Source organism: Olsenella sp. Marseille-QA0557 (genome assembly GCF_965119725.1).
Classification (GTDB): domain Bacteria; phylum Actinomycetota; class Coriobacteriia; order Coriobacteriales; family Atopobiaceae; genus Coprovicinus; species Coprovicinus avistercoris.
Window position 1 is genome coordinate 424,775 of record NZ_CBCPMI010000001.1, and the last position, 25,743, is coordinate 450,517.

Sequence of the window (25,743 nt, forward strand, 5' to 3'; positions counted from 1 at the left end):
GCTGTTTTACGCAGCTGCTACGGGATACTCCACCTGAGCCAAGCGTGCCATGAGCTCACTCGGACTCATGTGGAGTACCGCCGCAATACTGCGGACCATTCGAATTTGTTGCTCGCGAATAAATGCCACTGAGGTACGGCGTTTTGATTCATCGCGCACATTTGCACGCGCCAGCATGCCAACCGTTCCGCCTACGGCGTATTCCAGCTGCGATATCACCTCATTGGGAAGTTCATTCGCATCGGGCTGCAATACACGGCACCAGAGATCTACCAACGCATCAAGTGAGACGTCGAACACAATGTTCATTCCGCCTCTATCAAGCAGCAAACACACACGACTAATGCTGCGTTTGAGCTCATGCGTTTCCTGGGGCAAAGCTGTTTTTGTTGCAAGAAGAAAGAACGGATGTCCCTGGCGATCGGAATCGAAGACTTCTCGCAATAAAGCCCAACGAACCAACGTATCTAGATCGGCGAAATGATAGTAAAACGAACCCCTGCTCACAGATGCCGCTTCAATAACATCGCCAACCGAAATGGTTGATAAACACTGTGTCTTCAGCAGACTCCAAAGAGCATCGGCCAGCTTGCTCTTCATATGGATGCCTGCCCGAGCATTTCGCGCACTCATCGTGACTCCCTGGCAGCACGACGAGAAACAACAGGTGTTGGTGCCATAGCCGCCACAGAAGCAGCCACATCATCCAAAGCGTGACCCGCATCATCAATTGCCTGACCAGCGTCGTCGAGCGCACGGCCAGCTGCATCAACCACCATCTTGCCCCAGCGATATACCGTTTCCTCAGAAGCACGCATGCTCTCATCTGTCTTTGAAACAGCCTCGGTATTCTCAGGCTCAACATCAGGGCGAGCATCCATGACGAGCATTTGTAAACGATTCTCAATGTTGGCAAAGCTGACATCAGGATCGTAGTCAAGCGGCAAAACTTGCGCATCAGGATAAAGCTCTTTAATACGTTTGATAATGCCACGTCCAACCACATGGTTCGGTAAGCACCCAAACGGTTGGAGCACCACAAAGTTACGCACGCCATGAGAGGCATGGTGCAAAATCTCGCCAGGGATAAGAACACCTTCACCCGCATCAAACGTGTGATGAATAATGGTGTCGCTCTTGCCAACCAACTCGGGCAACGTTGTTGCAGGTTCATGCAACGGGAAGTTGCGTGCAATGGTGTCGGTAAGAGCACAAGACGCCGAGAAAATCTCATCTGCCGTAGCATTCCAAGCGCGTTCTACCAGTGGGAGCGAAACATGGTATTCACGCGATTGCGCATGGCGGTTGAAATATATCTTGCGAATGACATCGGTCATGCGCGCTTCGATAATTTCTAGTCCATTATCTTCAAGATAGCGCTCGATCTCATGATTGGCGCCTGGATGGAAGTTAAGCAAATACTCGCCAACGATGAGAACGCGTGGGCGTCGAGGAGCATCAGACATCTCTACTGAAGACAACAGCTCCATACCATGACGGAATGCTACCGGAGCCGCCAGAGCACCATGCGAAGCAATAGCATCTATCAGCTCATCAAGCGCCTGTTCAAAGGCCTTATCGGCACTGCCCGGGTCGATTTCATACGGGCGAACACGCCTGAGCATTGCCTCCAGCTCATCAATCATCGGTAAGCCCGTAGCAATATCTATTGAAGCGCCCAGCCCCAAACGGAAACCGGGATGCATATTATGAGCATCCTCACCATCATTGGTAATTATCGGTACCTGAGCATAGCCAGCATCGTCCAATGCCTTACGTAAAAGGGCACCATAATGCGTAAGGCGACAATCACCCACGTACTTAGCCATCATAACGGCAGTGGTATTTAGGTCATATGTGCCGCTTTCCAGAGCAGCAAGGCACTCGCCAATGACCACCTGTGCCGGGAAACAAATGTCGTTATGAACGTATTGTTTTCCAAGTTCAATAGCACGATCACGGCCTATGGGGAGCGAGACCATCGTAAGGCCCTGGCGAGAGGCTGCCGCAGCCATCAAGCGACTAAATGCATGCGAGGTATTGGGCACCAAAACGGTGTAGCGGTTTTTATCGCCACGGCGGAACTTCTGTGGATATGGATCAGGTAGCTCGTGAGGCTCAGGAATCACGCCTTCTGCCAGCTCATGAGCACGACGCTCATGAACGGTTGCCACAAAGGAACGTACACGGATACTTAGAGGACCCGTAGCATCAGATTCGTCGAGCTTGAGAATAAGCGGGGCCTTCTCGCCTGTTTCGTGCATCAAACGAACAATCTCATCGGAGAGATAGGCATCGTGGCCGCACCCAAAGCTTACAAGCTGGACAAACTCCAGACGAGGATCGCGAGCGGCGATAAGAGCCGAGCCAAGCATGCGCTCGTGGAAGTTATTAACCACGTCAATACGACTGCGTGAAAGATCAACCTCGTGTACGCCAGGCACCGCATCGGCTGTGAGCACAGGAATTCCTGCTTGTGCAAACAGCGCAGGCAACCCATGGTTTACCAATTCATCAGTCTGGTATGGGCGTGCCGCCAGCACAACAGCCCAGCCCGACCCTTCAATCGAGTTGAGCACTTCGCGGCCACGACGTTGCATTGTCTGCTCAAAAGAATCCTGTGCAGCCTGCGCCTGATGTATGGCATCACGTGCCTGTGCGGTATCAAGCTGTGCCCATGAGCGTAAGAATTGTACGAGCTGCTCTTCTCGATCTTCATCGGAATACCAGTGGAACAGCGGTGCATCAAATGGAATGCCCCAGCGCTGAGAAGGGTCATCGGAATTGGCAACAACCAGCGGATAGCCCTTTACAACAGCACACATAGACTGACTCGTTTTGGCAGCATTGTCGGATGGGACCGTCGTAATGGAAGGCATAAGGATACGATCGACACCAGAGTCGGCCAAATCCCTCAGATGGCCATGGACAAGCTTGGCCGGAAAACAAACAGTATCCGAAGTAACTGCTGGTAAACCACGCTCATACATTGCACGCGTGCTCTTTCGTGAGAGCCTTACGCGATATCCCGCAGCGCGCACAAGCGTTGTCCAAAATGGCGCCCATTCCCATGCAGCCAGCACTCGAGGCAGACCAATAGTAGGAGCAGCATCGCCCAAATCACGAACTGGCTTTACTGGATAGCTCTTGAAGAGGAGCTTCTCACGCTCTTCAAACAAATTAGGAACAGCGGCTACACGTTTACGCACAGCAGCCACACGCTCACGAACAGCATCGTCTTTTGGATCGCCAACAACTTCACCGCGTGGACAACGATTGCCCGTTACCCATGATGCGCCATTGGAGAATGTCACACGGGTACGATTGCAATGGTTGGAACAGAAAGGACAGCGCAAGTTGTTTTCTGTTTGATATGAGAAGGCATCGAGTGCGTCAAAGCCGATAAAGGAGCTCACAGGCAACGGCTCTCCTGCGGTAACAGATGCTAGGGCATGTTCGCGGGTTAGCTGAGCAACGCCGATAGCTCCCATCAGCCCAGCATGAGGAGCGCGGGTAACGTTATGACCAACGCGTTGTTCAAAAGCGCGCAAAACAGCATCATTGAGGAAGGTACCGCCCTGCACCACGATTTTGTCACCGAGCACATCCATGCTGGGAATGCGAACAACTTTTGTAAAGACGTTTTCTATGATGGAACGGCACAGGCCTGCCATGATGTCGTCAGGCGACTTGCCGTTGCGCTGCTCTGTCACAATGCTGCTGGTCATAAAAACAGTGCAGCGGCTTCCCAGGCGAGCCGGTGCATCCGAGCGAAATGCCGCCTCGGCTATGCTCGTAACAGGAATTCCCAGTGTACGGGCAAACGTCTCGAGGAATGATCCGCAGCCAGATGAACATGCCTCGTTGACCACTACATCGGTAATAACACCGTGGTCAAGCCACATGGCCTTCATGTCCTGACCACCAATATCCAAGACAAATGTGGCATCGGGCACTACATTGCGCACCGCACGCGCATGCGACACAGTTTCCACGGCATGGTAATCGGCACCGAGGGCACTTGCGAACATGTTCTCACCGTAGCCCGTCGTGCCTACACCAAGTACCTCGAGTTTCTCACCGGCCGCCTCATGGCGATTGTACATTTCGCGGAGAGCAGCTACCGCTACATCCAGAGGCGCCCCCTCATTGGAGGCATAAAACGAATCGACAAGCACGCCATGTTCATCGAGCAGGGCAAATTTCGTGGTTGTACTTCCTGAATCTATGCCTAACCACACACGGCGAACCCCATCCACACAGGGCACTGGCTCGGGATCTTGAGACACCGTATGGCGCTGTGTAAATTCGGCACGCTCTTCCTCTGATGAGAAAAACGGTGGTGCCGGCTTTTCCTCTTCATGAGGGCGCTTCTCGTAAGCACGTAAGATCTCAGCAGCACGCGACACATCCATCGAACAGTCTCTGTCGGAGAAGAGCTCTTCGACCGATAATGCAGCACCAAGCGCCATCATGGTTTCTGCTCGCTCAGGCACAATAGTCTCATTGGCAGACAACCCCAAACGCTCACCAAACACGCGCACCAGCGTGGGGTCAAACGTAAGGGGACCACCCTCAAACACCACAGGCGCTTCGATGTCTAAGCCCTGAGCAAGACCGCCTATCGTCTGTTTTGCCACAGCATGCAGAGAAGAAAGTGCAATATCCTCTTTGGAAACACCCTGGTTTATGAGGGGCTGAATATCGGTTTTAGCGTATACGCCGCAGCGTCCTGAAATGTCATGCACAGCCGTGCCAGCGGCTGCAAGACCATCAAAATCTTCAGGCGCCACCTCAAGCAGAGAGGCAATTTCATCCAAAAATGCGCCGGTACCTCCTGCACACGATCCATTCATGCGCATATTTGAAACAGTAAGCTCACCGGTTCGCGGATCACGCTCAAAGAAAACAATCTTTGCGTCCTGTCCGCCCAACTCGATGGCAGTTTTTGCCTGTGGAAAAAGACGGCGTACTGCTATGGAGTTCGCAACAACTTCCTGAACAAAGGGAAGCTGCAATGCTTCTGCAAGCCCCGTAGCTCCAGAGCCCGTAAGTGCTGCATAAATAGTGCTTTGAGGGAAGGTTTGAGCAAGTTCTTCCAAAAGCTTTGCCGCTGTCTCTGCCTGACGAGCACCATGTCGTACATACCGAGAAATAAGCGGCTCGCACTCTTGAGACTGAACATCCAACGCAACCAGTTTTACGGTTGTAGAACCAACATCAATACCCACATACAACTCACGGGGCGCAGCTTGCGAACACACAGATTCTTCCACGCCATCCTGTGCATTCACCTGAATTTTGCTGTCGATACCCATCTTCATGTAGTTGTCTCCCGCTTCACACAGAACATCAAATACGCGTGATACCTTATATATCACCCTGGTTAGTCTAGCTATTTCAAGATGATTTTAGACAGTCTGTATAAAAAACTTACGAGAACTTGCAAAGCTCGAAACAACTTACAGCTGATCTATTGGTTGCTATGCAGCATGTCTCCCTGAGTTACCTCGCCAATTGTCCATTTCCTATACAAAGACAAATCGAATAAGCGCCATATAAAGAAAGGTGCCCACAGCAATAGAGATAAGCATATTGCGCCATTTCACATGCACACCAACAACCGCAAGCATCGCAATGGCTTCCGGCAAGCCATGAAAACCTGAGAGAATATCTACGTTTCGAAGGGCATAGATAACCAGCAATGCCATGGCAGCACCAGGTAAAACCTTACCGAGATACGTTACAAATGCAGGCGGTGTTTTTTTATCAGGAAACGCTATAAAGGGGAGAAAGCGTGTCACCATTGTCCCGGCAACAACTGCTGCAATGGTTATAGCCTGTTCAATTCCGGTCATGAGCGAGCACCCCTTTTCTGCTTACGAAACGAAAGAGGCACTTCAAAGCGCCACATAATAAAGAACGCAACAACCATGACAAGCATTGCAGGAATCATAAAGTTGTCAGGGCCAAAAAGAACAAGACAGATGAGTGCCAGTACCCCACCAACAACTGCAGGAACATGATCATGTGTAGCAAGCCACTGTTCCAAAAAGAGCACGATAAAGAGGGCGGTTAAGACAAAGTCCAGGCCCGTCGTATCAAAGGTAACAATATTGCCCAATATGCCACCCAGGGTGGCACCGCTTACCCACCACAACTGATTAAGCAGCGTTACAAAGAACATGAACCACCCGCGATCAACATCCTCGGGAGGTTCAACCGTGCTATTTATTGCGAAGCTTTCGTCACACATGCCAAAAATGAGATAAAGACGTTTAAGCCCCAGACCTCTAAAGCGATCAAGCATAACTATGCCGTAAAACAAATGGCGTGCATTCACAATGAGCGCCAACAAAAACGCTGCAAGCGGATTAAAGGGAGCAAGCAGCAAATTGACGGTTACAAACTCCATTGATCCAGCAAAAATGAACAGCGCCATAAGCATGGGATAGAAAAATGGGAAACCGCGTGTTCCCATCAGAAAGCCGTAGGAAATACCTAAAAAGAGAAAGCCTGCACAAATCGGCAAGGTATAGGGAAACGCGCACACAAATGCACGCCGCAGCACACCCTTTTTTGTCTCTTGCACGGAGTCTTGGTTGGACATAGACGATCTTCTCACTTCGAATGTATCCGAATATGCAAAAGATCATTGTAAAGAGATGTCACACCAACAGAATGAAGATGTTCATGAATTTTGTGGCAAGTATTTATGCCATATCACAAGCTTTGACAGGAATAATTTCGATGGTAAGGGTGGATTGGTCAAGCCAGGCTTGCACCTCGCCACCCATCGCATCAACAAGATGAGCAACAATAGCAAGGCCCAATCCAGACCCTTCACCAGATCGAGCAGTTTCAGCACGATAAAAACGGTCAAACAGTTTGTTGGTATCAAGTGCACTTGCATCAGGCACATCATTGGAAACGCACAGAGCGACTCTGTCTTCTTTTGTTTGAGAAACAATGCGTGGAGCAGATATGCCATAGCGCAAAGCATTTGTCATGAGGTTCTCAAGTACACGAGTAAGTGCACGTTCATCCGCCAACACCGCCACTGTTTCATCGTCAATACTGATGTGAGGTTCCCATTCACGAGCAATAAATCTCGGATACATGTCCGCGAGTACTTCCGATAAAACAGGCATAAGTGCCACCGGAACACACTCAGGGCTAAACGAGGGGTCAGTGGCTTGCGCATACTCAAACAACCCATCCACCAGGGTTCTCATAGAACTCAGCCGCTCCTCAGCACGGACAATATCATTGCTGTGCTCTTGAGCATTATCTGTCATACGAGCAAGCTGCAAATATCCTTGTGCTCCTGCTAGAGGGGTGCGAATATCATGCGAAAGTGCCGCGAGATCTTCTTGAAAAGCTTCACGAGAACGTCTATGAGCTATCGCACGCTCCTGCTCGGCTTCCAGCAGTGCATTTATTGCTTGTGCCAATGCTTCTAACGCTGGAGTGTGGACATGTAAAAGAATACGAGCATTACTTGCTATGTCATGGTTAAGCAACTCGCGCGCAATCCGAGAGACCTCACGTTCGCGCCGTGCCACGTCGACCAGCACCATAGCAAGCACGCCACCTACGCCGCAAAGCACAATTAGCAGTGCTGTTTCTAAAGACATGTCCACCTCCCACTCTCTCTTATAATGCCCTGCGCCTAAATATCACCATTGAGGCAATACCGCTCACAATAATCCAAGCAAGACAAACAAGAATGAAATGTTGCAGATCGAAGCTTTGTATAAATACATCCAAACCCCGGTCCATAAAAGCACATTGCGCTACAGGCAAGCATCCTGATATCGCATGAACAATCTCTGTGCTTCCTGGTAATACCAACGGGATGAGATTGAGGCCTGCCATTACAGCAGCACCAGCAAGACCGAGCACGAGCAACATATTGCACACCCATGCCATAGTCTCATTCGCAACTAAAATCGCGAAGAAGATGCAGATAGCGCTGTACATACTATTAACCAGTAGAGCGAGCACTCCCCAACCTATGATTTGTTGCACACGAGGGACTAACTCAAATTGAAGTCCAAAAACAATCGGCATAAAAGCGCTGCATACAAGCATAAAGATGATAACTACTGCGGACAAAAAGACAGAGAGAGCTAGCTTAGAAAGAATGTAGTCGCGACGAGCATGTGGAGTGGCAAACAAACTCTTAAACGAATGAGCTTTATAGTCGCTTGCAATAAGCCAAACGGCAAACCATGTTGTTGGAACTAAGAGCAAACCACTTGTAGAACCTATCGCGAGATAATCAAGAAACGATCGAGCTATTACTGATGATTCCGCAGGACTTAATCCAAACATCCCTTTAACAGTAATCCACTCAAACAGATAGCGCATAAGGAGAAAAGCGAAGCAAAAGAGCATCATGCCCCACAGTGTTCCTGACTTGCGCAAACGATACAGATCAGAGTGAACAAAATTCATCATCATCGTGCATCGCCACCTTTAACAAAATGATTTGGAATATGCCCTGAAGTACTTACATGAGCTGCTTGCTTAGAATCATCGCCGCCCATAAGTTGAACAAAGAAGTCCTCAATATCACCTTCGGTGCGGTGAAGCTCTTGTATGACAATGCCCTCTTCTGCAAGCACACATCCAACATCGCTTGCTTCAATATCGCCTGTAATATGTAAAGAGTTGTCAGGTAAAACTGAAGCGGTAAATTGCGGAAAACGCTCAGTAAGAATTGCAAAGGCACGTTCGGGCTCGAAACAGGACAGCGCAAGATAGCTGGCACATTCTTGTTCAACCTCTTGAGCTGTAAGTTCACGTACCATACGTCCGCCACAAATAACGCCATAACAGGTGCACATGCGCTCAAGTTGATCCAGCACATGCGAGCTCACCAACACAGTTATGCCACGATCTCTATTGAGACGCGAAAGAAGTTGCCGTATTTCACGTGCACCCTCGGGATCTAGGCCATTTAATGGCTCATCCAAAATGAGGATTTCAGGGTTTCCAAGCAATGCCATGGCAACACCAAGTCTTTGGCGCATACCCATTGAAAAGCCCTTGACACGTTTCTTACTCCCATCCAGTCCGACAAGATTTAAGAGTTCGCGACAACGTTGGGGTGCGTTAACAACTCCCAGAACAAGTGCTTTTGTCATCAAGTTGTCGAACGCAGAGAGGTTGGGATAGAGGCCAGGATTCTCAATAAGGGTTCCAAGCGCCGGATTGGCTTCGCAAGGCGTGAGCGTTTGTCCAAAGATACGAATCTGTCCAGCCTGTGGTGCAAGCAAACCAGCAATCATGCGCATGGTTGTTGATTTACCAGCCCCATTCCGCCCAATAAACCCGTATATTTCACCTTTACCAACATGCAAATTAAGACCATCAATTACACGGTGACCTCGAAAGCTGCGCTCAAGATCTGCCGTTTCTAGTGCATACATGACGCTCCTTCCGTACTCTGCTTTGTTTCTAAGAAGCACAATACGGAGCACACTTTTAGAAACTTCCAGGTAGGTTATAAGAAAGTTGCAAGATTTGAGAGTGAGGCACAGCCCCACCTATGACTGACTTGCACTATTCAACTTAAAGCCTATTCCCCATACGGTTTGAATCATGTTGTCGGTACCAGAGTCTTTGAGCTTTGCACGTAAGTTTGCAATATGTGTACTCACGGTCTTCTCATCGGCAAGCGTTACCCCCGATGCAGCTATATCAGCAATTTCTGTATCATGACAAGCTGCGAGATAGAGGTCGCGCTTTGTAAAGACACGGGTTGGCTGTCGCATCATTGCCGCCAACATATCAAACTCAGTTCTCGTGAGACGAAGGCTTCTTCCATTAACAATAAACTCGCGGGTTGCTGGGGAAAGCTTCCAAGGGCCGATGCAAAGCACCTGTTCTGAGCTTTCATGTTGTGGGCTTGCTGCTGTTTTATCAGAGTTATTTAACGGGGACTCGGCACGCAGACGTAACTGAACTTCAATTCGTGCCAGCAACTCTTCCAAATCAAAAGGTTTTACCAAATAGTCATCGGCTCCACAGCGCAAAAGAGCAATGCGCCTATCCACCTCACTACGTGCTGAAGTAACCAGCACTGGTATATTTCCCAATGATTCTCGTACTGCTGCCACAACCTCTTCTCCCGAAACGCCTGGGAGCATAAGGTCACAAATCACAACGTCAAAACGCCTCTGTGAAACGGTATTTCCGGTAGCTCTATCAGTCTTGTTTTCCGCACGATCCAGCAGGAGAAGTGCCTCAGAACCTGAGAAGGCTGGCGTGCATACCATCTGATGCTTTCCAAGAAATGTGCATACCACATCACTTAAAGAAGCATCATCTTCAACCACAAGCACACGTATATCTTGTTGAGTGCCAGTGTTCTGCATGCAACATTCCTCTCGCGTTTGAAGTTTCTATCAACGCAATGAGCCTACCGCATAACAGTACTGTTTTTACATGAGAGATCTACCGTTTTGCTGTATTCGAAAAGAACGCTGCATCAGCAGGCACATATGGACGAAGCTGTGCCTTATTGACCTGTGTGTGAGCATGCTCTGGAACATCGCGCCATTTTACGGTATGACCCGCACCGTGGCTACAAAAGACAGAGTCGGGTGTGTTAGAAAGATCCGCCTCAGGGTTATAAGCAATTTCCGTCATTACATCCTCGGCATTATGGCATGTACGATAACCCGCAAACTCGAGGGATAGTCTGCCTCGGCCAGCAGTGTAACGCGCAACCTCCAAGGCATATTCCCCCACCTCAGACGCTGGAACTACGCCAGTAATTCGTGCTGTCTCATCGGCAGTAGGAGCGGAGAACTCAGCAGCCATACGCTGGAGATCGGCAAGAGCACGGCCCAAACGATCTGCAGGTACCACCAAACAGAACTGGTACCAGGGCTCCAACAACATACATGCTCCTTGCTCTCGAGCATTCATAAGGGCTTGTCGCACAGCACGATACGTCGCCTGTCGAAAATCTCCACCCTCGGTATGTTTTACATGGGCACGACCCGCCAGAAGTGTGATGCGTACATCAGTCAGTGGAGCTCCCACAAGTACTCCAAGATGGTCTCGTTCCATTGCATTGGTAAGGATGAGGCGCTGCCAGTTAAGATCCAAATCATCCGTTGAACAACGTGTCCCAAACTCTACCCCGGAGCCGCAAGGTAAGGGCTCTACTAAAAGACGCACTTCAGCATAGTGACGAAGTGGTTCAAAATGACCAACACCTTCCACGGGTGTTGTTACTGTCTCTTTATAGAGAATACCTCCCGCACCAAAACTCACATCCATGCCATAGCGGTCGTGCAATAGTTCTCGCACGACATCCTGCTGAACCTCACCCATAAGCTGCACATGCACTTCTTGTAATTGTTCTTGCCAGTTCACCGCAAGCAGAGGATCTTCATCAGCAAGCTCACGCAACGCGCGCACAAGAGCAGAAATGTCAGTATTAGGAGCAGGAATCACTTGATAGGACAAAACAGGTGCAAGCCGAGGAGGCATCACACGCGGAGCTGCTCCTAAGCTGGTACCAGGCATCACATGGGTAAGGCCTGTTACCGCACAAATTTGTCCAGCCTTTACCTCTTGTACTGTCGTGTAATTTGCACCTTGGTACAGGCGCACCTCATTGATCTTCTCAGCCCAAGATTCACCGCGACCATCCACTCCTTCAAGCTGCATCTTTGCCTGTAGGGTGCCGCCAAGAATCTTGAGCCAGGAGAGTCGCTCACCCTTATCGCTTCTGCTGACGCGATATACCAGTGCTGCAAATTCATGTGGATACACCCGGTCGGGAGTTACGTTCGCCACCATATCAAGCAGATCTGCAATCCCGTCGTTGCGCAAAGCTGCACCAAAAAGTACCGGGAAGAAGGATCTATGAGAAAAGAGTTGCGAAATCGTGTCAGAAGCGAGCGCACCCGTTTCAAGATATTCCTCAAGAGCTGCCTCATCGGTGGAAGCCATATCTTCAAGTGCAGTTGCTTTGTCCGCCGACATGTCCACACAATTTGGCGAAAGTCGATCCTTCAGCTCAGTGAGCAGAGCATCATGGCCGGGATTTTCCAAATCGCACTTGTTGATAAAGACAAGGGTTGGAACGCCTTGGCGTTCAAGAAGATCCCAAAGCACTTCCGTATGACCCTGCACACCATCATTTGCACCTATTACGACAAGAGCCATATCGAGCGCCGCTATCGTGCGCTCTGCCTCTGCAGAAAAGTCCACGTGACCAGGGGTGTCCACCAACATAAGGTGGACACCATTCCAGTCTATCGACGCCTGTGATGAGAAAATCGTAATGCCGCGCTCGCGCTCCATTGAGTTGGTATCGAGATGCGAAGCCCCGTCATCGACACGACCAGCAGCGCGAATAGCACCTGAAGCTGCAAGCATTGCTTCAGCAAGCGTGGTTTTGCCCGCATCTACATGCGCTAAAAGACCCACAACTGCCTGTCGCACAGCACTCCTCTCATCGTTATATCCGTCGATCATTCTAACGATAGATAAGGACTGGTTCCTCAGAACAGCTGTCAATTACTCCATCTTTATGCAGCTTCTCACTGAGTTGTATGAGAGCAACACTGTCCCCTTATGCCACGCCTTGGGCCCACGAAGCAGCATTCTTGTTGTTGAGCAGGGCTCCAGACTGCCAATCAATTGCAGGATAAAGCTCACGTAAGCGCTTCTCTGCACCTGAAATACCACTGCTTCCCGAAGTGGCGAATGGAACCACCTTTACACCGGAAAGATCAACTGCATCAAGGAAGGTATCAATGATGCGCGGCTCCACATACCACCAGATTGGAAAACCAAAAAATACCGTGCTTACGCCAGAAAAGTCTGGCGTATCTTCTACCAATGCCGGACGGCTTGCCGGATCATCCATTTCAACAGAGCTGCGGCTCTTTTTATTTTGCCAATTTAAATCTGCTGAGGTATAGGGAGAAGCAGAACGAATTTCATACAGTTCCGCTCCCGTTGCCTCGGCAATTTCAGCTGCTTTACGAGCAGTAACACCACTTGCAGAAAAATACGCTACAACCGTCTGTGCCATGATTATTCCCTTCTCTCAAACTGTTGGAAAGATTCAAACGATTTGAATAACGTTATGTACGCAGGAATGAAGCATCCTTCAATTTCTCTTGCCATTTTGTTCGCACTCGTTGTGGCAAAAGAGTTACTCGTTCGTATATCTACTAGTCCTTAGATTAAGCGACGTTACGTATATTGTAAATAGATAAGTGACATGAGTTTTTTTATTTACGAGTTTAGTTGCGATATACTACAGGAAGTCAAACAACGGAGAGTACCATGCAGGAATTTATTCGAGCACGAAGTCCTGAACAAAAGGAACAGCGCTTAAGCCAGATAAAGGATGTTGTAAAACACCAATTTGCATCGCATCCTTATCATGAGATAACGCTCACCACCATTGCAGAAGAGCTTGGCTGGTCGCGCGCGAATCTTTATAAGTATGTAAGCACCAAAGAAGAAATCTTCTTACTGCTCACCGCAGATGAATGTAGCGCCTACTACGATGCTCTGCTCACTGCATTACCCATAGGATGCGAGTTCTCTATTCCCACTATTGCTGAGGTTTGGGCTGGCATTGCGAATGCCCACAAGGAATTTTTCCGTTTAAGCGACTTGCTTTCTACCATTATTGAGACAAACGTCACCGTAGAACGTCTCAAGGATTTCAAACGCTGTTACTACGATTGTTTGGCGAAGATGCAGGAGCGGCTGCCGCAAATCATGTCCCTCGAGCGTGATGCAGTCGAGCCACTTATGCTGGCAATTTATTACCATGCTATTGGTTATGTAAATGGCTTCTGCAGCAATCCGCTCGTCGCTGAAGCACTTGAGCAGCTGAATATTCAGCGCCCACAAATAGATTTTCGCTCCGAGATGGGCGACTTCATTAGCATGTGTCTTACTCATTACATAGAGTAACAATCATCTTGCAACGCACGGGAACACTCTCTGAAACACTCGGTTTGTAACCTTACATAGGTTACCGTCGTATTTTCAGAGAGCGAGGTTCCCATGGTCGATACCTCTGCCGAACATTTAGCTACTAACCTTGTTGGTTATCAAACAGCCATCAATCGTGAACTTGCACGCAACGGTGTGCGTTTTGGTGTTTATAAAGATGGAACCTATCAAGATCGACTCTTCCCCTACGATCCCATACCTCGCATTCTTACTTCCGACGACTTTGATCTGCTTGAAGCTGGCCTTAAGCAGCGTGTTGGCGCGCTCAATGCATTCTTACGCGACATCTATTCCGACAAGCGCATCATCCACGATGGTGTTATCCCTGAGGAATTTGTCTACAGCTCCTCAGGCTATCTCCCACAGGTTAATGGCGTAACTCCTCCAGCAGGAATCTACACGCATATTGCTGGCGAGGACTTGGTACAGGATAACGACGGTCGTTGGTGGGTCCTTGAAGATAATTTACGCATTCCTTCGGGTGCGAGCTATCCTCTTTTTGTTCGCGATATCGAACGACATGCTGATCCTCGCTTTTTTCGCGATCATTCCATTCGAGATAATCGCGATTATCCACGGTTATTGCGCAAAACCATGGATTTTGTCTCCACGCAAGGTGTTGCAGTGATTCTTTCACCTGGGCGTCTTAATTCAGCCTTCTTTGAACATGCGTATCTTGCAGAGAAAACAGGTGCCACGCTGGCATTTCCCGAAGACCTTGAAGTTGTAAACAATAAGGTTTACCTGCGCGATTATGCTGGAAATCCTCATCGAGTTGGAGTTATTTATCGGCGTTTATCCGATGAATATCTCGATCCATTTGCTTTTAACCCACAGTCTGTAATAGGCGTACCAGGTGTTTTAGCCGCATATCGATCAGGCAACGTTGCTATTGTAAACGCACCAGGAAATGGCATAGCGGACGACAAGGGCATTTATTATTTCGTGCCTGAAATGGTGCGCTATTATCTGCACGAAGAACCCCTGCTTCACAATGCGCCAACATACTTGCCTTATTTCAAAACAGATCGCAAGCTCGTGCTCGATAGACTTGGCGAATTGGTTATTAAGGACGTTTCAGAAGCAGGCGGTTACGGCGTTGTGTTTGGCTCATCCCTTTCCGCTACTGAGCGCGCCTCCCTGGCAGAGCGCATTACAGCAGAGCCACGACGCTTTATCGCGCAAGAAGTGATTAACTTTCGTGATATAGCGGTTGTTGACGGCAAAGAAGGCAAAACGAGCTTACGTAAATATGACTTACGAGCTTTTGTATTAACCGGTGCCCATACGCACGTATGGTACTCCGGCCTCACTCGTTACTCATCAGTTCCAGGAGAGATGATTGTGAACTCCTCTCAAGGAGGAGGATTTAAAGACACCTGGGTTTTGGCACCGGAAAATCGCGCTACCCGGGACACTACGCCTGGTCCCGTTTTGGGAGAAGCACTTCATTTGCGTTCTCATGCACTTTCTTTGGTAACAGCTTCTAAGGCAGATTATCTTTATTGGCTTGGACGTTACACCGAGCGTGTATACACCACGCTCAACTTTTTTGTTCCATATTACGATCGCATGATGGATGCTGGCCCTGATGCCTTTAGGCCGCTCGCACATGCGCTCGATCTTCCAGAAAACTTTGATAACCTCGATGAAATGGTTCACAACCTGCTCTATAACGAGCAGGATCCAGGGTCGGTCATAAGTGCGGTAAGGGCAGCATTTAATAATGCCACCATCCTGCGCCCTGAACTTGGCACCCGTCTTATGCAGTATCTCGAACTTGCCATGGCACACATTGAGGATGCAGCTCGACATAACGAAAATACAAGTGATAGATATAGCGATCTGTTTGATTATCGAGACATAAGCGATGATCTTCTTGCCTTCTGGGGTGGAATTGAAAACTCTCCAGCAGATCCGGCTTTTAAAGCGCTGCTCTTCTTAAGTAAGTATGTTGAGCGCATTGATTTGTACACACGCTTCGCTCTTTCAGAAGATTATCTCGACGCTCCTCTACGGAAGCTGGCAACGTATACCACCTCACTTGCAACAGCCACTTTACCCGAAAGTATTGCCGAAGGAATGCGCCAACTCGCAAGCGAACTTCCTCTGCGAGGCTATACCGCGGTCGAAGATCACCTCTGCCAGATTCTTGGTGAGCCGGGAGTATGATCTGTATATTCTGATCGTGAGATACTGATTGTGCTGCAAGGGTTTGTAGTTATAGAGACTGTTCATGCTGCTGAGGAGCCGTATTCATCGTGAGGAAATTATCGTTTAATTACGAAATGAAGCTCACTTTTAGTGGTCCTGTAACTGAGCATCGATTTCAATTACGTTGTATTCCTGCTACACGAGCACGCCAGCAAGTCATAGACGTTCTCCTTAAAGTAGAACCCACCTGCCACCTGGATATGATGGTTGACTCTTTTGGCTCAGTAGTTGCCACAGGATACTTGCCCGAGCCTCACAATTCATTTTCTTATTCAGTGACTGGCATCGCATTTGTTGATGTAGCAAATGCTAAATCTGATTCTTCTAAACCTCTGTACCGCTATGATACGGAGCTTACCTCTCCTGGCCCTTCTTTACATGCACTCATAAAGACCTGCAAAGAAAGAGTTGATGCTCTTGGCCCCAATGCACGTGTTTTAGCGCGTGCACAAGAAGTTATGCATTGCGTATTTGCTGCTTTTACTTATAAACCTGGAACTACCAGCATAGATACCACAGCCGAAGAAGCTTTGACGCAAGGTTGCGGCGTTTGTCAGGACTATGCCCACGTTATGCTTACTGTCTGCAGACATGTTGGACTTACAGCACGTTATATTGCAGGAATGCTCGACGGGGAGGGCGCGACCCATGCGTGGGTAGAAGTTTATGACGAACGCGGTGTTTGGGTTGGCTTAGATCCTACACATGATCGTTTAGCTGGTGATACGTACATTGTTATAGCCCATGGACGCGATTACCGGGATACTAAGATTGATATTGGAATCTTTACGGGAGCGGGCGTAAACCAAACTCAATGGGTTAATGCCTCTGTACACGAACTTGGAGAATAGTCTTGTCGTCTATACGCAGTGAACTCGCTACACTGGCAGATCCAACATATCGAGACTTTACCGCTCCGCTAGTTCCCACTGTGGACCCTCATCGGATTCTTGGTGTACGAACACCTGCATTAAGAAAATACGCACGCACACTTGTACGTAAAGACCCTGATGAAGCCCGTGCTTTTATCAGTGAGCCACTTCCCCATGACACCTACGATGAGATGAATCTTCATGGCATGCTCATTGGTCTTCTTGCACAAACACCTGAAGAAGCGTTTGAGATGCTTGAGGCATTTCTTCCTGCAATAGACAACTGGGCAACATGCGATCTTATTCGAGTACCCGTGTTAAAGCATGACCTCAGCTCCACGCTGTCGCATATCGAAAAATGGACATCTGCAGAACCGGAGTATATGGTTCGTTTTGCGGTTATTCAGCTCATGACACTCTTCTTAGACGAGGCATTTCATCCTGAGCAGTTAGAGACAGTAGCTCGCATCAACCGCCCTGAGTATTACATCAATATGGCACGAGCTTGGTACTTTGCTACCGCGTTGGCAAAACAGCCTCAAGCGACTCTGCCGCTGTTTGAAACAAAGCCGCCTATGCTGGATAACTGGACACACAACAAAGCCCTGCAAAAAGCTCGAGAAAGCAGACGCATTACCCCTGAGCAGAAGGCATATTTCCAGAGCCTCAAGGTTTAATAGTTATATGGGGGAGTTTATACTGCGCATAATGAAAAGAGGCTTACACAACCAATGTGCAAGCCTCTCACGCTACCTATAAGTTGATGTAACAGTTATTCCCCACCAAAGATCTCAAGAATATCGCTTAGAGCCGAAGCGGGACTCTTCTTGCGCCTACCCTTCTTATCGTAATCGTAGGCGCTTTCCCGATGTTCACGAGACTTTTGATCATAGCGATCATCACTTCTATGGGTATGAAATTCCTCGTCATAAGAATCTCGCACACCGCGTGCGCGATCCATTATTTTATCGAGCTCCCCTCGATCAAGCCAAATTCCACGACACTCTGGACAGTAGTCAATTTCAACGCCATTTTTTTCGCTCATGAGCAGCGTGACATCTTTGCATACAGGACACTTCAACGTGGCTCCTTTCATTGGGGTCAACGCTTGTTCTGTACCCTATTACAGCGCAAGAAAATGCATTGGCTAAGTAAAGACTCGACAAACGGAAGAAGCCTTTACATTTCTGCGTAGAACGCCTCCATGTCTTTGCTCATCTGTTTAAGTGTTGGCTCATCAACATATGCCATGTGTCCACAACTATACAGATGGAACGTTATGCGCTCTTTGAGCTCTGGCGGCAAGAACATGCATGAGAAATCATGTAGAGCGTTCCAATAGGTCGTTGCAGCATCGTAGCGACCTCCCAATACAGCAATTCGCATAGTGGGATTACGCTTTAAGGCAACGGCGATGTCATACGTTACATTTGGAGCTGGAACAACTTGGTCGATACCTGGCTCCATGTGTTGCCACTTCCAAGAGCGGTTAACAACTGCATAGTTTTGTGAAAGATATATCGGCGCGCCCTTATAACCAATCTCGTGCAAGAAGGCACGGAACGCAGTGGCCCAAACAGATTCCACCGCATCATCCGCTGGATCTTCGCTGGCAAAGAATCCTGCAGAATTCTGCACCGGAAGAGGTGCTGCTGTCGTAAATCGTGTATCCAAACGGCCCGCAACAAGCCCTTTATCAGCAACAATATTACGGCGGAACGTAACCAGATCGATGCGTAAGTTATGCTGCTCAATCAGCTCTGCAGGAAGTCCGATAAGCTCTGACATTTGCTCGGCAACCTCAGACTTTTTCTCAGCAGAAAGTCTATCGCCACGCAGCAGGGCCGTTGCATATACGGTCTCGGTAAACTCCATGGCATCGTTAAACCAGGTTTCTTCATCTACCTCTGCTCCAGCACGCCCAAAATACTTTGCTGTTGCAGCAAAGGTGGGCAGCATGCCCAAATAGTAGAGATCCTCACCGGGCAGTGTCTGTACCCAATCGAACAGAGCAGACAACATGACAACACCACGTACCGGGACGCCCTTTTCTCCTAAAAGGCGCATAAGAACAGAATTGCGGATGGTGCCATATGACTCACCAAACAGATAAACTGGAGAACCCCAGCGATTGTTTGCATCGAGCCAAGCAATAATGGCACGGCAAAATGCATCTGCATCCCCGTCGATATTCCACAGTGTGGCAGGATCTACGTCGCGCGCTATGGTCGAATACCCTGTTCCCAATGCATCGAGAAAGACAAGATCGCTCTGGCAAAGCAGCGTGAACGGGTTGTCTTCTGTTACAGCTGGCAGGCTCAGATGCTTGGTTCCATCAGTCTTTACTCGACGTGGTCCAATACCGCCAAAGTTAATAGGAACCGAAGAGCTACCCGGCCCTCCGTTATAGCAAAACGTTACGGGACGTTGCGCAACATCCTGAGGCCCACCGTCCTTCACATAGGCCACCGAAAACATTTTGCCGAGCAAGCTGCCCGTATCGCTCAAAACATCGATATGAGAAGCCGTAGCGGTATAGTTCATAGATTTTGAGCCAACACACCACGTCAAGTCTTTACTCGAAGGGGCGGGTGTCGCAAGGCAGGAGTCAGATGAATCCGAAATAGGAGAAACCTCAGGTGTCACACCCTGTTGAGCCTTTACGTTTGTCTCTTGAGCATCCATCGTTTTTCTCTCTCCTTGCATCTCGATCAACGCAATTTTTAATCAGCTTGCAGGCTTATGCTTCTGGCTCAAATTCATCAAGCGGTTGCCAATCAAGGGTAGCACGAGGAGCATTCTGAATCTCCTGAAACGCGGTCTGTGGATCTTCCTGAACAGACGGATCTGAATTCCACGAAAGGAATTCACCATCTTGCATATAAGCAGATCGATCTGGAGTAAGCTGGCCATTCACTACGGTATAAACGAGAAGATTGACGGTATAAACGAGAAGATTGTTATTAGATGCGCCATAAGATCCACTGTTGAGAATAGTCCCGTCATCGAGAACATACCACCATGACCGCGCCGTAATATCACCATTCATCAGAGATGTTGTGGTGGTCCCATCGGTTGAGAAGAGCCCTATTACCTGATAGTTCCCATCATCTTGCACAACACCAATTACCAGATCGAGCACACCATCATTGCCGAGGTCGGTATAGGCATAGCTAACTGTTCCACTCTCAAGCGTGTCGTAGCTAAGACCTGTATTCATATCTTGCTGCGTATCCACAATGAGACCGAGAGATGAGAGATCGGAAAGGCTAGACTCTGATGCATTTGACCATCCCTGTGCCTGCGAATCCTGGTATTCATTCAGAATCCCATCATAGACAGCGCGCTGTTCTTGCTCCTCCGATGTGGTATCAGGCTCCTCTGGTTCCTCTGCTGGCTCTTCCACCGGTTCTTCTGCTGTTTCGTTGTTTTCATCAGCCTCCGGCTCTACCTGAGCAGGCTGTTCTTCCTGGGCTGGAGCGATATAGGTGGTGTAGATGTAGACCGCAGCAAATGCAGCGCTGGCAAGAGCAAGCGTAACGAGGATGATGATGAGCACCATTGGCATGCGTCTACGACTGTGTTGTTTAGAACTGTTTACCTGCTCAGCAATGCCACCCAACATTGGAGTGGTGCTCGGCGCATCACTCGCAATCTGTTCGACGCTGGCACGAGATGTGGCGTTTGCTTCATTCGTGCCCACGCCCACAGCAGCGCCGCACCTGGGACAGAATTTCACATCATCAGATATTTGTTTCCCACATTGCTTGCAGTACATGAGCTCTCCTTGTTAGTTTGCTCATCTTTGTTGAACAGATGTGCGATTACTGGACGTTTCTCGGCATTTGTAATTGACTCGAACGTTGTTGCACTTCTCGCGTAACACGCTCCTGCGGACGTAAAGGATCTCCAGGTAACGCTTGCATTTCTAGAGCTTCCTTTGAACGTACGTCCTCGCCAACTACTTCAAGCTTTGCCCCACATACCGAGCAGAACGTGCAGTAATCTGGCGATACTTTACCGCAGATACTGCATTTCATAAAAGCCTCCACTTGCCTTTCAGTGCTACCCTGAGGTACACACCGTTCGTTGTATGATTGCGGTGTTTAAAGAGCGTCCAGGTGAAAGGTCAGAGCGTGGATCCATTCGCACAGACCAGAACATCACGTGGGAAAATACCCTGCTCGGCTGTAGTGCCCATATCAAACAACACGCCATGCCCGCTTGAATCCTGCACGGCTTTTCGCTTTGATCCTCTTCCTCCTACGGCAATCTCACTGTTTTCTGACGAGAACACCGCCAGTGAAGATGACCTTGATCTGCTTGGTCTAACCATGTGTGTCTCACAACAGCAGGGACGCATTGAGGTATTCCGTAACGCCCTTTTGGATTTCGCGCTAAAGTCTGGGCCACTCTTTGGGACATCAACTGTCGAATCTTTGTTTGCCTGGAGTTCGGCTGCCCTCATCGCAAACTTAGCACTGGTATTGCAGGAATTCGTAAATGGCAGCATGCCTGTGCAAGCATCGGTAGTGCTGGGGAATTTGGTAAAACGCACCGTATCAAACCCTCGAACTGGTGCAACATTCGACCTTCTCACCATCTCTCGCCTGGTTGAATCCCACTACGCAAAAGAGATGTGTGGTGCCGCCTTTGTACGTCGAGAAATCCGCGGTGGTCGCATCAACTATTCCTTCCTTATGTGTGATGACCTTGAAGATGGCTCCAGTGTGGTCGATCTTATCGTCGCCTCATTTGAACAAGAAATGTCTCTTTCGGACTATCTTTTACTTTCCCGTGTGCTTGAATTTGGCGAGGAAGTTGATGCTGAGGCCGCAGTGCGCTTTGGACTGTCACGTACGAGCACAGCAGAAAAAAGTGCCTACGAGTTTTCCTCTGATGTAGATCTTCTCAGCACCGAACAACCCATAGATGAAAATGACCTGCCTTCACTCGCCTCTGCTGTTCACACCCTCGTTGCTGCCCATCTGCAAAATGCACGTGTGGATGTTTTTGCCGCTGATGAGAAAACTGGCCATTTAAGCTTTGGTAATTATCTCAGTTGGCTTTGGTATGACTTCTCGTGCAAGCTCGATGTGGCACGTATTGGGTATTGTGCTCGTTGCCGTAAGCCTTTTTCGCTTGTAGGACACCGCGGCATCGACCGACGTTTTTGTAGCGAAGCATGCAAAACTGCAGCTAAAAATGAACGTTCTCGCCGTCGTCGTGATGCTTTGCGTCAGGACTTTCTATCGGGTGACGACGTTACTATCTTGGCCCATCGTTACTTTGAACAGGACACACCATCAACAGGACAGGCAAAGGTTCGCAGAGACCTTGAGTCTTGGCCAGCACTTAAACACACGGTTGATGATGCCATTGAGCAGGAGGGATGGCATGCTCAGCTGCTTATGCGCTGCAGAAAAGAAGGGCTGAATATTCAGAAACTTCTTACCGTTAAAAGGCGCGAGCAGCTCAAACAGATGGCTCAACAAAGGCACTAGACTCCAGATTTGTCTGCTTTGCAACGCCATCCCACATTTACGTTAGATAAAGGCTTTGCGCATCGGAATAGCAAAGAAAATGATAGAGATAATGGCAAATGACATGTTGGCCTGAGATAAACTGAAGAAGAGCAGGCAGATAAGCGAAAAGAGAATGCAGAGAAACGCTCCCAGTGGATTTCCTCCATTATGGACGCTGGATACAATGGCAAAAATACCTGCGACAAAGCCGAGACCAACCGCCATTAACACATTTCCAATAGCAGCGAATGAGGCACTGGAATCTCCGGATACAGCCGCTGCTTGGGGTGCAACTTGTGCAGCAACAAAGAAGGCAATAATCTCAAGAATGATAGGGATAGCAACAGAAACGATACGCTTATTCATTGTTTATCCTTTCCTCAAGGCAAGTTATGAGAACGATGTTGGAGCTACCAAAAACAGTTGAGGTGTTTTGCTCCTACTGGCACATGAGATCGCGTGCAATCTGAATCATTGCTTCGTAGAAGTTTTTCTCTTCCTCAAAGGCACGCTTATTTGCCAGAAGTTTGCGCTGAACAACACGCTGATAATTTCCTGATACGGGTCCATATTGGCAAATCTGGAAATCGCACACCCGACCCATAGGCTTAAACACCACGATAACTCGTGCATACTCCTTATGATCGTTGGAGCTTATGACTATGGTGGGCATCATGTTCTCTGACCCGTCGGATACCTTTGCAAGCTTCTTAAGTCCACCCATAAGTCCACCAGCGTCAATATCATCACGTCGAACCGTTATTGGAATGCCCCACTCCTCCTCAGCGATTCTGGGAATTTCCACGAGAAAACGTGCAACGAGTGATTCAACCATCTCAGGGGAACTACCAGTGAATTTTTGCTCAAAAAACTGGTATTCAGGCTTGAAATCGTATCTCATAGTCGGTCCTTTCTCATCTACACCCAGCTTGTAATTCCTTGTCTGAGCTGCTTTGCTCTTGGTGCCTTTCGACACTTTTGAGTATAGAAATTTGAATAATCCTAAATAGAGATTTTGAAGGGGTAAAAAAATTTGAGAAAGGCGTTAGGGTTTAGACTCTGAAGATAAGCAGACAATTTTGACGCTGAAATACGCCGCGGGTATCATACGGTCCAACAGAGAAGTCCCATTCCCGAATGGGACAACGCAAACGCGTGCAAGCCGACATCGTAGGGCATAGAAGATGGTCGGTATGCACGCGTTTTGCGTTTCTCAAGCTCCTCAAGGAATGCTGCATCGACTACAGGTCATATGCATAGAAAGGAACATCTCATGAAACAGTTCACTGCTGAGAATTCGTTCTGGCAGCTCTTTCCCGATGCTGCAATCGGCATCGTGGTAGCTGAAGGCATGAAACCCACAGATGAAGTGTCTCCAGAAGACGCTGCTGAGATAGAACAATTACTCGACCGCGCTAACGAACTTGCCAAGCGTCATCTTACGAGTGACACCATCTCCGAGAACGCACCGGTAAAAGCTTGGCGTGAGGCATACCGAAAATTCAAGACAAAGAAGAGCGTCCGAAGCTCTATCGAAAACCTCTTAAAGCGTGTGCTTAAGGGCAATCCTGTAGGTCACATTACGCCATCAGTTGATATCTATAACGCTGTCTCACTCAAGTATGCCCTCCCCGTGGGCGGAGAAGACATCGATACATTTGAGGGTGATTTGCGCCTGGGAATTACCGAAGGTGGCGACACCTTCTTGCCGCTCGGCGAGAACGAACATGATGATCCCACACTCCCTGGTGAGCTGTGTTATTGCGACAATGCTGGGGCAGTATGCCGTTGCTGGAACTGGCGCGATGGCGCACGAACAGCGCTCACGGACACTTCGAAGAATGCGTTGAACCGGAGCGTATAGAGGATTGCCAAGCCGCCATTGATGAGCTTGCAGATCTTGTAGAGCAGTATTTAGGTGCCACAATCACAGTAAAGCAGCTCATTACCTCTGAATCACGCTCAGCTGTTATTTCGGCTTAAGCGACTGTTGATACATGCAACAGTGAATGAAATAGAGACAGAAAATAGCCCTCGCACTTGCGAGGGCTATTGCGCGTTAATACCGTCGTCCTACGCTCCAAAATACGAAGCAATCTCGTGCATGCGAGCAACCTGATCCACACCAAAGGGGCACCGAGAATTGCAATGGCCACAACTTACGCAATCTCCGGCTTTGCGCTCCAGCTTTGCATAATGTTCCTGAGCGAGCACATCACCAGCAAGTGTAAGGTCGTAGTACTTGTTCACCAATCCAATATGTATCCCCTGCGGACAAGGTGCACAATGATTGCAGTACACGCATCTCCCAGCAGCGTTTTCTGGCGCAAGGTCCGATAAGACTGAGTAATCACGCTCTTTATCTGAAGCTTCAAAGAATCCGAGTAACTCATGTAAATCTTTTCTATCGCACACGCCAGGAACTACGCAAACAACACCAGGAGTATCGAGCGCGTACTGCAAGCACTGGTAGCGTGTAAGTGCCTGGTGGAATGGTGAACGTGTTGCATCAAGCAGCTGACCTCCAGCAAAGGCCTTCATAACCGAAATACCCACGCCCTCATCAACACACCGCTGATAAAGCGCTTGTCGCTCAGCAGACGTGCCCAAGCCATAGATGCCTTTGCCATAGTCATACACCGGATTGATACTAAACATCATGAGATCGATTATCCCAAGATCAAGCACACGATTCGCAAGCTCGGGATTGTGGATCGAAAGACCAATATGATGAATAATTCCCTGGTCATGTAGGGTGCGAACATAATCGAGTGCGCCTGAAGCAACGTATTGATTCAAATCTGATGTCTCATCAATGCAGTGAATGAGGCCGAAATCAATATAGACAGTTCCAAGTACCGATAATTCCCAATCTATTGAGCGCTTCATAGCGTCCAAATTGGTTGTCCAGCCGTATTCAACCTGAGGCGAAACATAGTTCGCGCCAAAATGCATCTGAAAATACAGCTGCTCACGAGCGGTAGGACCAACTTCACGCATTGCCTCAGCAAGTGCTGAAAACAGAGGAGCATGTCCAGCCGCCAAATCAACGAAGTTAATTCCCGATTGAAATGATTCCACATAGGTTGCTACTGCCTCATGATGCTCGGTTGCTCCCAGCTGAG

At 48.7% G+C, this 25,743-nt stretch carries 22 protein-coding genes and 2 pseudogenes; 6 read left to right on the plus strand and 18 right to left on the minus strand.

The genetic code is table 11. From position 1 onward, the window contains the following. Positions 1-6: 6 nt before the first annotated feature. The 10 genes from ACQY6Y_RS01900 to ACQY6Y_RS01945 all read right to left on the minus strand — a co-directional run bounded on the left by ACQY6Y_RS01900 (position 7) and on the right by ACQY6Y_RS01945 (position 13,066). Positions 7-633 carry a TetR/AcrR family transcriptional regulator gene (locus ACQY6Y_RS01900; protein ID WP_428378619.1) on the minus strand — a complete coding sequence of 209 codons (627 nt, stop codon included), beginning with the start codon at positions 631-633 and terminating at the stop codon, positions 7-9. Then, complete coding sequence (locus ACQY6Y_RS01905; RefSeq protein ID WP_428378621.1) at positions 630-5,324, minus strand: acyl-CoA dehydratase activase; 4,695 nt, start codon at positions 5,322-5,324, stop codon at positions 630-632. The genes ACQY6Y_RS01900 and ACQY6Y_RS01905 overlap by 4 nt, the downstream gene beginning before the upstream one ends. 204 nt (positions 5,325-5,528) lie before the next feature. Next, on the minus strand, positions 5,529-5,858 hold the full coding sequence (locus ACQY6Y_RS01910; protein WP_428378622.1) for a branched-chain amino acid transporter permease: 330 nt from the start codon (positions 5,856-5,858) through the stop codon (positions 5,529-5,531). Next, on the minus strand, positions 5,855-6,610 hold the full coding sequence (locus ACQY6Y_RS01915) for an AzlC family ABC transporter permease (RefSeq protein WP_428378623.1): 756 nt from the start codon (positions 6,608-6,610) through the stop codon (positions 5,855-5,857). Before ACQY6Y_RS01915 ends, ACQY6Y_RS01910 begins: the two co-directional genes overlap by 4 nt. Before the next feature lie 103 nt (positions 6,611-6,713). Beyond that, a complete protein-coding gene (locus ACQY6Y_RS01920; RefSeq protein WP_428378624.1) occupies positions 6,714-7,637 on the minus strand; it encodes a sensor histidine kinase in 924 nt (307 codons plus the stop codon). Between the two features lie 19 nt (positions 7,638-7,656). Continuing rightward, positions 7,657-8,466 carry a hypothetical protein gene (locus ACQY6Y_RS01925; RefSeq protein WP_428378625.1) on the minus strand — a complete coding sequence of 270 codons (810 nt, stop codon included), beginning with the start codon at positions 8,464-8,466 and terminating at the stop codon, positions 7,657-7,659. After that, complete coding sequence (locus ACQY6Y_RS01930; RefSeq protein WP_428378626.1) at positions 8,463-9,437, minus strand: ATP-binding cassette domain-containing protein; 975 nt, start codon at positions 9,435-9,437, stop codon at positions 8,463-8,465. Before ACQY6Y_RS01930 ends, ACQY6Y_RS01925 begins: the two co-directional genes overlap by 4 nt. Before the next feature lie 117 nt (positions 9,438-9,554). Further along, positions 9,555-10,385, minus strand: a complete 831-nt coding sequence (locus tag ACQY6Y_RS01935) for a response regulator transcription factor (RefSeq protein ID WP_428378628.1) — start codon at positions 10,383-10,385, stop codon at positions 9,555-9,557. Positions 10,386-10,464: 79 nt separating this feature from the next. After that, positions 10,465-12,471, minus strand: coding sequence for a GTP-binding protein (locus ACQY6Y_RS01940; protein WP_428378629.1), 2,007 nt, complete (start codon positions 12,469-12,471; stop codon positions 10,465-10,467). A 130-nt stretch (positions 12,472-12,601) separates the two neighbouring features. Next, positions 12,602-13,066 (minus strand): flavodoxin, encoded by a 465-nt coding sequence (locus tag ACQY6Y_RS01945; RefSeq protein ID WP_428378630.1) that lies wholly within the window; start codon positions 13,064-13,066, stop codon positions 12,602-12,604. A gap of 257 nt (positions 13,067-13,323) precedes the next feature. On the opposite strand from ACQY6Y_RS01945, the gene ACQY6Y_RS01950 reads away from it, so the two are divergent. From ACQY6Y_RS01950 to ACQY6Y_RS01965, 4 genes are all read left to right on the plus strand, one after another. Then, on the plus strand, positions 13,324-13,965 hold the full coding sequence (locus ACQY6Y_RS01950) for a TetR family transcriptional regulator (protein WP_428378631.1): 642 nt from the start codon (positions 13,324-13,326) through the stop codon (positions 13,963-13,965). A gap of 93 nt (positions 13,966-14,058) precedes the next feature. Continuing rightward, a complete protein-coding gene (locus ACQY6Y_RS01955) occupies positions 14,059-16,179 on the plus strand; it encodes a circularly permuted type 2 ATP-grasp protein (protein WP_428378632.1) in 2,121 nt (706 codons plus the stop codon). An 89-nt stretch (positions 16,180-16,268) separates the two neighbouring features. After that, positions 16,269-17,072, plus strand: coding sequence for a transglutaminase family protein (locus ACQY6Y_RS01960; protein ID WP_428378633.1), 804 nt, complete (start codon positions 16,269-16,271; stop codon positions 17,070-17,072). A gap of 2 nt (positions 17,073-17,074) precedes the next feature. Further along, positions 17,075-17,770 carry a DNA alkylation repair protein gene (locus ACQY6Y_RS01965; RefSeq protein ID WP_428378634.1) on the plus strand — a complete coding sequence of 232 codons (696 nt, stop codon included), beginning with the start codon at positions 17,075-17,077 and terminating at the stop codon, positions 17,768-17,770. Between the two features lie 95 nt (positions 17,771-17,865). Here ACQY6Y_RS01965 and ACQY6Y_RS01970 read toward each other — a convergent pair whose 3' ends face one another. The 4 genes from ACQY6Y_RS01970 to ACQY6Y_RS01985 form a co-directional block, all read right to left on the minus strand. Beyond that, positions 17,866-18,174, minus strand: coding sequence for a zf-TFIIB domain-containing protein (locus ACQY6Y_RS01970; protein ID WP_428378635.1), 309 nt, complete (start codon positions 18,172-18,174; stop codon positions 17,866-17,868). 98 nt (positions 18,175-18,272) lie between these two features. Next, positions 18,273-19,778 (minus strand): S10 family peptidase, encoded by a 1,506-nt coding sequence (locus tag ACQY6Y_RS01975; protein ID WP_428378636.1) that lies wholly within the window; start codon positions 19,776-19,778, stop codon positions 18,273-18,275. A 55-nt stretch (positions 19,779-19,833) separates the two neighbouring features. Beyond that, positions 19,834-20,871, minus strand: coding sequence for a zinc-ribbon domain-containing protein (locus ACQY6Y_RS01980; RefSeq protein ID WP_428378637.1), 1,038 nt, complete (start codon positions 20,869-20,871; stop codon positions 19,834-19,836). A 46-nt stretch (positions 20,872-20,917) separates the two neighbouring features. After that, complete coding sequence (locus tag ACQY6Y_RS01985) at positions 20,918-21,133, minus strand: hypothetical protein (protein ID WP_428378638.1); 216 nt, start codon at positions 21,131-21,133, stop codon at positions 20,918-20,920. A gap of 81 nt (positions 21,134-21,214) precedes the next feature. On the opposite strand from ACQY6Y_RS01985, the gene ACQY6Y_RS01990 reads away from it, so the two are divergent. Next, positions 21,215-22,597, plus strand: coding sequence for a hypothetical protein (locus ACQY6Y_RS01990; protein ID WP_428378639.1), 1,383 nt, complete (start codon positions 21,215-21,217; stop codon positions 22,595-22,597). Between the two features lie 42 nt (positions 22,598-22,639). On the opposite strand, the gene ACQY6Y_RS01995 is transcribed toward ACQY6Y_RS01990, so the two are convergent. Both ACQY6Y_RS01995 and ACQY6Y_RS02000 read right to left on the minus strand, forming a co-directional pair. After that, entirely contained in the window at positions 22,640-22,984 is a 345-nt protein-coding gene (locus ACQY6Y_RS01995) for a hypothetical protein (protein WP_428378640.1), read from the minus strand. 73 nt (positions 22,985-23,057) lie between these two features. Beyond that, entirely contained in the window at positions 23,058-23,519 is a 462-nt protein-coding gene (locus ACQY6Y_RS02000) for a hypothetical protein (protein ID WP_428378641.1), read from the minus strand. 372 nt (positions 23,520-23,891) lie between these two features. Between ACQY6Y_RS02000 and ACQY6Y_RS02005 the strand changes: the two are divergent. Continuing rightward, positions 23,892-24,601, plus strand: a pseudogene (locus ACQY6Y_RS02005) (B3/B4 domain-containing protein). 90 nt (positions 24,602-24,691) lie between these two features. Here ACQY6Y_RS02005 and ACQY6Y_RS02010 read toward each other — a convergent pair. Beyond that, complete coding sequence (locus tag ACQY6Y_RS02010) at positions 24,692-25,033, minus strand: 4Fe-4S dicluster domain-containing protein (protein WP_428379937.1); 342 nt, start codon at positions 25,031-25,033, stop codon at positions 24,692-24,694. Between the two features lie 96 nt (positions 25,034-25,129). Next, positions 25,130-25,741: pseudogene (locus tag ACQY6Y_RS02015) on the minus strand (aldo/keto reductase); the annotation flags it as partial. Positions 25,742-25,743: the final 2 nt, after the last annotated feature.